Origin of the sequence: Fluviispira sanaruensis (assembly GCF_004295685.1) — a bacterium.
GTDB lineage: Bacteria > Bdellovibrionota_B > Oligoflexia > Silvanigrellales > Silvanigrellaceae > Silvanigrella > Silvanigrella sanaruensis.
This window is the reverse complement of record NZ_AP019368.1, coordinates 476,976-487,500: the sequence shown is the minus strand read 5'-3', so window position 1 is coordinate 487,500 and position 10,525 is coordinate 476,976. Positions and strand designations below refer to the sequence as shown.

6 protein-coding genes, 2 tRNA genes and 2 rRNA genes (1 of these 10 running past the window's edge) are annotated in these 10,525 nt (G+C 39.1%); 5 read left to right on the top strand and 5 right to left on the bottom strand.

The window, feature by feature from the left end:
- From EZS29_RS02095 to speE, 5 genes are all read right to left on the bottom strand, one after another.
- Nucleotides 1-276 (bottom strand): 23S ribosomal RNA (locus EZS29_RS02095); it reaches 2,619 nt to the left of the window's first position.
- A gap of 94 nt (nucleotides 277-370) precedes the next feature.
- Nucleotides 371-446, bottom strand: a tRNA-Ala gene (locus EZS29_RS02090).
- 178 nt (nucleotides 447-624) lie between these two features.
- Nucleotides 625-2,161, bottom strand: a 16S ribosomal RNA gene (locus EZS29_RS02085).
- The 16S and 23S rRNA genes sit together here with 2 tRNA genes alongside, the layout of an rRNA operon.
- Before the next feature lie 176 nt (nucleotides 2,162-2,337).
- A tRNA-Met gene (locus tag EZS29_RS02080) sits at nucleotides 2,338-2,413 on the bottom strand.
- Between the two features lie 223 nt (nucleotides 2,414-2,636).
- Nucleotides 2,637-3,554, bottom strand: coding sequence for a polyamine aminopropyltransferase (gene speE / locus EZS29_RS02075; protein ID WP_130606049.1), 918 nt, complete (start codon nucleotides 3,552-3,554; stop codon nucleotides 2,637-2,639).
- A gap of 90 nt (nucleotides 3,555-3,644) precedes the next feature.
- Here speE and EZS29_RS02070 point away from each other — a divergent pair, with 90 nt between their 5' ends.
- The 5 genes from EZS29_RS02070 to EZS29_RS02050 all read left to right on the top strand — a co-directional run bounded on the left by EZS29_RS02070 (nucleotide 3,645) and on the right by EZS29_RS02050 (nucleotide 10,469).
- Entirely contained in the window at nucleotides 3,645-4,973 is a 1,329-nt protein-coding gene (locus tag EZS29_RS02070) for a phosphopantothenoylcysteine decarboxylase domain-containing protein (RefSeq protein ID WP_172603726.1), read from the top strand.
- A gap of 45 nt (nucleotides 4,974-5,018) precedes the next feature.
- Nucleotides 5,019-5,774, top strand: a complete 756-nt coding sequence (locus EZS29_RS02065; protein ID WP_130606045.1) for a lysophospholipid acyltransferase family protein — start codon at nucleotides 5,019-5,021, stop codon at nucleotides 5,772-5,774.
- Between the two features lie 12 nt (nucleotides 5,775-5,786).
- Nucleotides 5,787-7,076 carry a COG3014 family protein gene (locus EZS29_RS02060; protein ID WP_130606043.1) on the top strand — a complete coding sequence of 430 codons (1,290 nt, stop codon included), beginning with the start codon at nucleotides 5,787-5,789 and terminating at the stop codon, nucleotides 7,074-7,076.
- A 152-nt stretch (nucleotides 7,077-7,228) separates the two neighbouring features.
- Nucleotides 7,229-8,893, top strand: a complete 1,665-nt coding sequence (locus EZS29_RS02055) for an ABC transporter transmembrane domain-containing protein (RefSeq protein WP_216678701.1) — start codon at nucleotides 7,229-7,231, stop codon at nucleotides 8,891-8,893.
- Between the two features lie 28 nt (nucleotides 8,894-8,921).
- Entirely contained in the window at nucleotides 8,922-10,469 is a 1,548-nt protein-coding gene (locus EZS29_RS02050; RefSeq protein ID WP_130606039.1) for an aldehyde dehydrogenase family protein, read from the top strand.
- Nucleotides 10,470-10,525: the final 56 nt, after the last annotated feature.

Sequence of the window (10,525 nt, the reverse complement as noted above, 5' to 3'; positions counted from 1 at the left end):
CATGGTTTGGCCTCTTCCACTTTCGCTCGCCGCTACTCGCAGAATCACTTATTTGTTTTCTCTTCCTAAAGGTACTAAGATGTTTCAATTCCCTTCGTTCGCCTCGCTGCACCTATTTATTCAGTACAGGATAATCCTTGCGGACTGGGTTCCCCCATTCGGACATCACCGGGTCAAAGCTTTCTTGGCAGCTCGCCGATGCTTTTCGCAGCCTGACACGTCCTTCGTCGCTTCTCGATACCTAGGCATCCTCCGTACGCCCTTAATCGCTTGAGTAAAAATATCACTCAGCTTATTTGCTTTCCCCTCCTGTCCAGGAGTTGAAAACTTTTCTTTCTTCTTCTTATTCTCTTGTCAAAAAACAGAAATCTGGTGGACGCTAGGAGGGTCGAACTCCTGACCCCCAGAATGCAAATCTGGTGCTCTCCCAACTGAGCTAAGCGCCCTTAAGGCAAAAACGCCTCAATTCAAAGAACTCTTATGTTGAGCTTTTGCTCTTCATTTGAACTTCTCTTAATTGAGCCGTTTTTACTGACTTCGAAAAGATTGCAGAAACAGAGTGCGGGTCCTTTGACCTAGAATGGACACTCAGTACCCGAAAGTATGAGTTGTCTAAATTCCTAGAAAGGAGGTGATCCAGCCGCAGGTTCCCCTACGGCTACCTTGTTACGACTTAACCCCAATCATCGCACAAGCCTTGGCATGCTGTCTCCTTGCGGTTAACCCACATGCTTCTGGCTTATACAACTTTCGTGGTTTGACGGGCGGTGTGTACAAGACCCGGGAACGTATTCACCGCAGCCTGCTGATCTGCGATTACTAGAGATTCCAACTTCATGTGGTCGAGTTGCAGACCACAATCCGAACTGAGACCATGTTTTTGCGTTTGGCTCCACCTCTCGGTCTCGCTTCGCTTTGTCTTGGCCATTGTAGTACGTGTGTAGCCCTGGATGTAAGGGCCATGAGGACTTGACGTCATCCCCACCTTCCTCCGGTTTATCACCGGCAGTACCCCTATAGTTGCCAACTTAATGATGCCAAATAAGGGAAAGGGTTGCGCTCGTTGCGGGACTTAACCCAACATCTCACGACACGAGCTGACGACAGCCATGCAGCACCTGTATCCGTGTGTATTGCTACTATTACGCATCTCTGCGCTTTTCACGGTATGTCAAACCCAGGTAAGGTTCTTCGCGTTGCTTCGAATTAAACCACATACTCCACCTCTTGTGCGGGTCCCCGTCAATTCCTTTGAGTTTTAGCCTTGCGGCCGTACTCCCCAGGCGGATAACTTAGCGCGTGAGCTACGGTACTGAGGGGGTCAACTCCCCCAACACCTAGTTATCATCGTTTACGGCGTGGACTACCAGGGTATCTAATCCTGTTTGCTCCCCACGCTTTCGTTCCTCAGCGTCAGTATTTAGCCAGGTGGTCGCCTTCGCCTCCGGTGTTCCTGCTGATCTCTACGGATGTCACTCCTACACCAGCAATTCCACCACCCTCTCTAAAACTCAAGAAAAACAGTCTCAAATGCACGTCCCAGGTTGAGCCTGGGGATTTCACACTTGACTTGTCTTCCCGCCTACGAACCCTTTACGCCCAGTAATTCCGAACAACGCTTGCACCCTTCGTATTACCGCGGCTGCTGGCACGAAGTTAGCCGGTGCTTCTTACTCTGGTACCATCAAATGTGAGACTTATTAACTCCCACACCCTTCTTCCCAGCCGAAAGAGCTTTACAACCCGAAGGCCTTCATCACTCACGCGGCGTTGCTGCGTCAGGGTTTCCCCCATTGCGCAATATTCCCCACTGCTGCCTCCCGTAGGAGTCTGGACCGTGTCTCAGTTCCAGTGTGGCTGATCGTCCTCTCAGACCAGCTACCCATCTTCGCCTTGGTGGGCCGTTACCCCGCCAACAAGCTAATGGGACATGGGCTCATCCTTTGGCAACCGGCCTTGCGGTCCCGGCTTTTCCAAAAACCTTTCGGCTTTTGCTTATGCGGTATTAGCTACAGTTTCCCGTAGTTATCCCACACCATAGGGCAGATTCCCATGCATTACTCACCCGTGCGCCACTAAGGTATTGCTACCTCCGTTCGACTTGCATGTGTTAGGCACGCCGCCAGCGTTCGTTCTGAGCCAGGATCAAACTCTTAGCTCTAATTACTTACTCCATAACTCGCGTTATGAAGATTTTTTTTCTTTTGACGGCTCGTCTTTTATCTCGAGCCCCGAAGCTTCCTTCTCTCTCGACTTGCGCCGATTGAGTCAAAGCCTCTAAGGACCCGCACTCTGTTTCTGCTCTCTTCTCTTGTCAAATAACTTTCTACTAATGATTGGTGGCGGGGACAGGACTTGAACCTGCGGCCTTCGGGTTATGAGCCCGACGAGATACCAACTTCTCCACCCCGCGTCGTCATCAGTGATGAATGGGGTTCTACATGTCGAAGCAGGGACTGTCAAGCAACTTCCAACTTTTTTTAATAAATAAAAAAAGAAACAGTTTTAATCCAATTATAAAAAGAATGAATCACTTTTAAATTCAAAGACAAAAAAAAGCCTTCATTTTTCATGAAGGCTTTTTTCAGAACTCAAATAATCCAAAAGCAAAATATGTGTTTAGAACAAAGAACATCTTAAGCGTTCTTCACCACATTTACCAGCTTCTGACGTAAGAAGTTGGGGAGGGCAAAAGCACTGCGATGGATATCTATGTTATAGTATTTAGAAGCTTTTTCGATTGCTTTCGCGCGATCCAGGTCAATTTTTTCGAAGGGATGTTGTGAGTCGCTCGCAAATCCCCAGGACCAATATCCGTAGGGGTAAGAAGGAATGGTTCCAACCATGGAATATACAGACGAGAAAGCATGCTTTAAGTTTCCGTAAACTTTAGCAAGATCAAATTTATTCTCCCAAGGCGATTCACACTGAGCCATCACGATTCCACCTGGAGTTAAAATTCTTTTGACTTCATTATAGAATTCTCCAGAAAAAAGCCCCACTCCAGGGCCGATCGGATCAGTTGAGTCAACGATAACGACATCAAACTCGCCTTTGGGACTGTTTTTAACAAACTCAACGCCATCACCGATGTGAATTTTTGCTCTCGGGTGATTGAGGCCGACTGCAAGGGCAGGAAAAAATTGACGAGCGGCTTCGACAACTTCTCCATCGATTTCACACAACACAGCTTCTTCCACGCAGTCATGTCTTAAGACTTCACGAAGTGTACCTCCATCACCCCCACCGATGACAAGTACGCGACGTGGATTTGGGTGAACCAAGAGAGGCACGTGCGAAATCATTTCATGATAAACAAATTCATCACGATCGGAGCACATCATGAGTCCATCTAAAGTAAGAACTCTTCCAAAACCTGTAGATTCAAATACATCTACTCGCTGAAAAGGACTTTGCACGGTGTGCAATGTTTTTTTAACATGAAGGCCAAAAGAGATTTCATCGTTGTGGCGTTCTTGGTACCAAAGATCAAGGGAAGGAGAAGCGTTGTCAGAATCAGCTCCAAGAGCGTATGGTATTTTTTTTGAAAACATTTATATTTCCTTTTGATAATGAGGAGAGAAGAGTCTTACAAACCCTTTGCTCTAATAATTAGCACTACAAAAGCAATGAGTCCATATCAAATGAACCAAGGCAAATTAGCAAAAAAAATTGCAACAGCAAAAAATTTTGAAAATAAAAAATCGGTAAAAAAAATGAGTAAAGATATTATGGAAGATACGTCTGTCACTATCAATTCACAGTTTCTCGCTAAAACAAAAATAACAATTATTGGAGGCGGAGGAATTGCTGCAATTGAGCTTCCACGTTTAGCTCGTGAATTAAGAAGAAATGGGGCAGAAATTCAATTCTGTATAACTGAGAATTGCTTGAAATTTATTGGGATAGAAAGCTTACGCTGGGCGAGCCGAAATGAAGTCATTATCAATCCGTCAGGACTTGCAGAGCATATTTGCACTTCGGATGCAATTGTTGTTTCTCCAGCAACCGCCGATTTAATTGCCAAAGCAAGCAATGGGATTTGTTCCGATGGAGCTACCACTCTTTTACAAAGTGCATTAGGTCAAAAGAAAACAATTATTTTTTGTCCGACAATGCATGAGAGCTTATCCAACTCTCCCTTTGTTGATGAAAACAAAGAAAAATTAAAAAATATTGAAGGAGTCTATTTTACAGCGCCACGTCAGGAAGAAGGTAAGGATAAGCTTCCTGCTCCTGATATCTTAGCAATAAATATCGCTCATATTATCAATAAGAGAAAACTTTTCCCTGACAATTCTAAAAAAGTTCTTATCACTCTTGGCGGGACAAGGGCTTTACTCGATCCCGTACGTTGTATTACAAATCTCTCAACAGGCAATCTCGGTATTGAGGTTGCGAAAGTTTTTTATGCGATGGGGATCGATCTCACATTACTCACTGCAAGTACAACTAAAGACGTGCCAAAATACGAAAACATTCAATGTATTAATTTACCAAATTATTCGGATATGTTCGAATATCTAAAAGAAATAAATGAAAATAAATACAATGGAATTATACATCTTGTTGCTGGGTCTGATTTTATTCCAAAATCACTTTCACATTCTAAGATTTCAAGCAAAAATGAAACCCTTAGAATTGATCTTGTCAAAGCTGAGAAGATAATAGACTTGGAAAATCTCGCAAAAATACCTTATAAGGCAGGGGCAAAGCTCACCTCAGGAGATCAAGAAGATGGTCTCAAGGTGAGTTATGAGTTGATACGTAAAAAAAATCTGGACGCACTCCTTTGGAGTAGTTCGAATACGGCGTGGGATAAAAAAGCGGAACACTCAGGTGTTTTTATTCACATAGACGATGGAAATAAAAAAGAAACGAGTGTAAATGGAAAAAAAGAAATGGCATTGCAGTTTTATTTTAGTTTTATAAATTTCTTGGAAAATCGAAAACTAAAGAAACAGAAAGCATAAGGTAATACTCAAGTGTTTTATCTTAAAAAGTTAGGAAAAATCATCATGTCAGTATCAGAAAAAATCGGTAACGTAGTAAAAGAAAGCGAGATAAAGGATATTCTGCGAGGATTGTTTACTTGGTTTAATGTCGTTATTTTTACAGTATTTTATTCAAGTCTTATATTAATTTTATTTCCATTTGTTTATTTTGTTGATAAAGAGCGTCATTTATTGCATCATCTTGCAAACCTTTGGGGGAAATCCATTCAGCTTGCCAATCCTTGGTGGCAATTTTCAATTGAAGGTGCAGAGAATTTAGCAAAAAAAGGTGAAGCTGTCGTTTATGTTTCAAATCATCAAAGTCAGGCAGATATATTAGCATTGTTCATTTTATCTACTCGATTCCGTTGGCTTGCTAAAGAATCTTTATTTAATATTCCATTTTTTGGATGGGGCATGCGAGCTGCAGGATATGTCCCTGTGAATAGAGCCAGTAAAAAAAGTGGAGAAAAAAGCATGAAAGCATCTTCCCGTCATTTACGCAGGGGCACACCAATGGTTTTTTTCCCCGAAGGAACTCGCAGTGAAGATGGAAAAATAAAAGAATTTAAATCGGGAGCATTTCGATTAGCGAAAGCTTTGCACGTTCCTGTAGTACCCATAACTCTAAATGGTTGTGCAAACTTACTGCCCAAAGGATCTTTACTGCCAAAACTTGCCAAAGTGACAATTACAATACATCCTAAAATCCAAACAACAGAGATGACTGCTCAAGAAGTTATGCAGAAAGCTCGTGAGAGTATCTCCTCAAAATTGTAAATGGATTATTATATGAAATTAAAAACTTTTTTATTTTTTCCTATAATCGCAGCTTTAATTCATAGTTGTCAATCTTATACAGACTCAAACGCTGCAATTCGTAAAGAAATGTATGCTGGGAAATATAAAGAAGCAACAGAACTTATAGATAAAAGCGATATCGCCACGCAGGGCAGAAATTATGCTCTTTATCGTATGGAAAAGGGAATGTTACTTTATTTACAGGGTGACTATACTCCTGCTATCACACAATGGACACAAGCTGACCGAAAAATTGATGATCTATATACAACAAGTATATCAAAAACAGCTGCTAGTTTTATTGTAAATGATTCCATGTCCGATTACTCAGGTGAAGCACACGAAAGACTCTTGCTACCCATTTTCTCGTCACTTGCATTTTTTGCAAATAATGATCAAAATAATTCTCTAGTTATGATACGAAGATCATATGATATTAAGAAATATTTAAGCTCTGAAAATGAAGGGAAAAATTCTTTTAAATACGATGCTTTCTCTCATTATTTTTCAGCTATGGTTTATGAAAGCAAAGGTGATTGGGACAATGCCATCGTTGAGTACCGAACTGCATTAAAAAATATCCGAGGTGATAGCAATCAATCCGCCTCAGGAAATTTTAAAAATGCCGAAATACAGATTTTAAAAGATTTGGGAAGACTTGCAGAATTTCGCAGAAGAAATGATATAATAACCGATCTTAAAAAGAAAGATCCGAACTTAACATGGGAAAAACATAATAATATCTTAGCAAATGGCGAAATATATATTGTTTATGAATCAGGAAAATCCCCGATTAAAGTTCCAAAAGATTTTTTCATTCCAACGGGTGGTTCTGTTGCTCGTGTTTCTTTTCCTGAATATAAGTCTCTCTCATATAGATCTCATTATGCTGACATTTTTATTAATGATAAAAACATTGGGCGTACAATAGTAATGGAAGACATCGGTAAAATGGCTGAACAAGCTCTCACCGATCGCCGATTGCGAGATATAGTAAAACTCGCAGCAAGAGTAATTGCAAAAGAAATTGCAGCAAAAAAATTGAACGATGAAAATCCACTTGCAGGATTGGCGGCGATGGGATTTAATCTAGCAACAGAAGTTGCTGATACCAGGGGTTGGACTTCTTTACCAGACACAATTCAGATCTTTCGTGCTACCATTAAACCTAATAAAGAAACAAGTATCGTGATCAAACCTGAAAATTCTCAGCCCATCACATTCACTGTGACACTCAAACAAAATGAAAAGAAACTCATAAGGTTTAGAACTTTTGATTAATCAAAACTAAATTATATCTATGAAGAAAATTAAGGTAAACAGAATCGATGACATTTAATTCCAAAAAAAATAATTCCTCTTTTAGACTTTGGATGCAGCAAATAAAATTGTGGCCTTCCCAGTTCTCATTGGTTATTATAAGCATTATAATTATGATCCCTCTCTCACTCTGTTTACTTATAATTATTCCTTATATAGTACAGACAATCAACTCAATTCCAGCAGATGTTACTTGGCAAAAGCTGTTAGGCGATCAGCTTTCTCTTTGGATTTCTCCGTTGGTGGAAGGCACTCCTTTTGAAAGCAAGATACCGCTTGCTTTTCAAAAGAATTGGTTTGCAGTTTTTTTAATAGCTGTAGCAGGAGTCTATGGTTTTTTTAATTTCTATAGTGACTATTTATTAAGAGATTTAGGCGAAAAGTTAGCGCATAAGCTTCGCTCAGATATTATAAAAAAATACTTATCTTTAAGCTATAATGCAGCAAATTCTATTGATGTTGGTTTACTCGCTTCCATAGTTGGTGAAGATATGCGCGAAATTCAACAAACATTTACAAGGCTTATAAGTAGTTTATTAAAGGATGGAGTTTCTTCACTCATTTTTATTGCATGGCTTATTATTTTAGATCCTCAACTTTTTATTCTATTCTTGACCGTATTAATTCCTGCGGCAATCGTATTGAGAGTCACAAGTAAAACCTTAAAAAAGTTATCACGCCAAGGACTCCAATTTGAAAGTGAATTATTAAGCGGAATTCTTGAAAGAATGAGAGGCTGGCAAACAATACAAGTCCATAAAGCGATCGATTTTGAAATTAAAAATTTTAATAAAATTAATAATAAAATATATCACGTATGGAGAAGAGCGACTCGGGCAAAATCATTGGGAAGTCCTCTTGTTGAATGGTTTGGAATTATAGCAGGCGCGTTTATAATTGTAGCGGCGTTGAGAAGAATTTCTGACGGTGCTCTTGAGAGCAATATTTTAACAAGCTTTATGGTAACAGTTGCATTTTTGTCCGATAAAGTGAATAGAATGACAAATCAACTGAACTCAACTCGTAAAGGAACAGATGCTCTTCATCGAGTAAATAATTTTTTATTAAGTGATTTAGATAGAAGATCTGAAATCCATCATATACAAAAAGACAATATTTCTTTCAATAAAGTTAAATCTATTCAATTTGAGAATATATCAATAGGCAATGATGCTAAAAATATTTTACTTGAAAATTTTAATATGCAACTTGATTCAGGAACATTACTTGCCATTATTGGCCCTTCAGGAATTGGGAAAAGTACTTTTATAAGAACAATCTTAGGTGTTCAACCTTCTTTACAAGGTTATTTTCTTATAAATGGAGAAATTGCCTCAGATAAAACATTTGAAAAATATGCAAAAGATATTTGTTTTATTCCACAAGAACCATTTTTATTCTCAGGTACAATATTCGAAAACGTAACATATCCATTACAGATTGAAAATCCAAGCGCAGAAGATATACAAAAAGCAAATAAAGCACTTGAACTCTCTCTCCTCGATAAAAATCTGGATGACAAGATTGAAGGGCTCTCAGGCGGAGAAAAACAAAGATTAATGTTTGCCCGTATCTTTTTCAAAAATCCAAGCTTCATTGTGATTGATGAAGGAACGAGCGCCATTGATATAGCAAATGAATTAAAACTTATCGAAAATTTAAAAAGACACGTCTCCAATTCCATTACTTTCGTTGTTGCTCATAGACCTGCGATACGAGATTATGCTACAGAAATATTGGATTTCTCAAAAACTAAACCTTCCCATTTGTTGACTTAATTTTACAAATGGCTCACAAGGAGTTCTTATGAATACAATTTCTTCCATAATTTCTGGAAAAAAAAATCAAGGTTCATCCCATTTTGTTTCAATAAATCCTGCAAATAGAGAAGACATTTTAGGCACATTTGCCAGCGCAACATTAGAGGAGTGCAAAGAAGCATGTCTCAGTGCACGCAAAGGGCTTGAGCAATGGAAAAGAACTCCTGCTCCCGTGAGAGCAGAAATTATTGCCAACTTTGGGAAGTTGATTCAAAAAAATAAAGAAGCATTAGCAAAAATTCTCACGCGTGAAATGGGCAAACCCATTAAAGAGGCACGAGGAGATGTGCAAGAAGCAATTGACACCTGTAATTTTTTTGTTTCTGAAGGACGTAGACTCTATGGTCAAACAGTTCCAAGTGAAATGCAAAATAAAGAGCTCTATACTTATAGAAGACCTATTGGGGTATTTGCATGTATAACTGCAGGTAATTTTCCATTTGCGGTACCGAGTTGGTATTTTATCCCGGCCCTTGTTTGTGGCAACACATGTGTTTGGAAACCTTCAGAAGACACTCCCTATCTCTCTTACATTTTTGCTGAATTATTATACGCCGCAGGAGTCCCCAAAGATGTTTTCCATGTTGTCTTTGGTAAAGGACCTGAAACAGGCGCTCATTTGGTATCCTTAGTAGACGAAGGGCTGATCGACAAAGTTGGATTTACTGGAAGTACAGAAGTAGGAAAGAAAATTGGCGAAATTTGTGGAAGAAACTTACAAACACCTTGCTTAGAATTAGGTGGTAAAAATCCACTGGTTGTTATGCCCGATGCAAATCTCGATCTTGTCACCAATGGAGTCATTTGGTCCGGATTTGGCACTGTGGGACAGCGTTGTACATCTCTAGGTAATTTAATTGTCCATAAATCAATTAAAGAAACACTTATTAAAAAAATATTGGATAAAGTTACAAATCTACAAATTGGAGATCCAACCAACGAGAATAATTTTTATGGACCAATGATAGGAGAGCGGTTTCTAAAAAAGCACAATGAAAATTTAAGCAATCTTGTCAAAACACATCATAGACTTCTAACAACAAAACATGGAACAATTACTGAGCAAAATAAAGATAATAATTTCCATGGTAATGCGCAGTGCGGGTTTTATGCATTTCCAAGCATCGTTGATAACGTAACAGAAAATGATGAAATTTATTCTACAGAAACTTTCGGACCTTTATTTAATATTTTAAGTTTTAATGACATCGATGAAGCAATACATTTATCAAATAAAACTGGCTATGGTTTAAGTTCAGCAATTTATACCACAGATATTGAATCAGCATATCGGTTTAGAACAGAGATTTCTGCCGGTATGACAAGTATCAATAACAGCACTACGGGTGCAGAAGCACATCTTCCTTTTGGTGGAAATGGAAAAAGTGGAAATGGTAGCAGACAATCTGGAATTTGGGTTGTAGATCAATTTACAAAATGGCAATCTGTGAATTGGGATATGAGTGGGAAATTACAGCTTGCTCAAATGGATACCAATTACATCAATCCTTCGGATTATATCGTAAAAGCTTGATTGACTTACAAGGCAATAATTCACCCGTAACACCTAGCTATAAAAGATAAAATTGT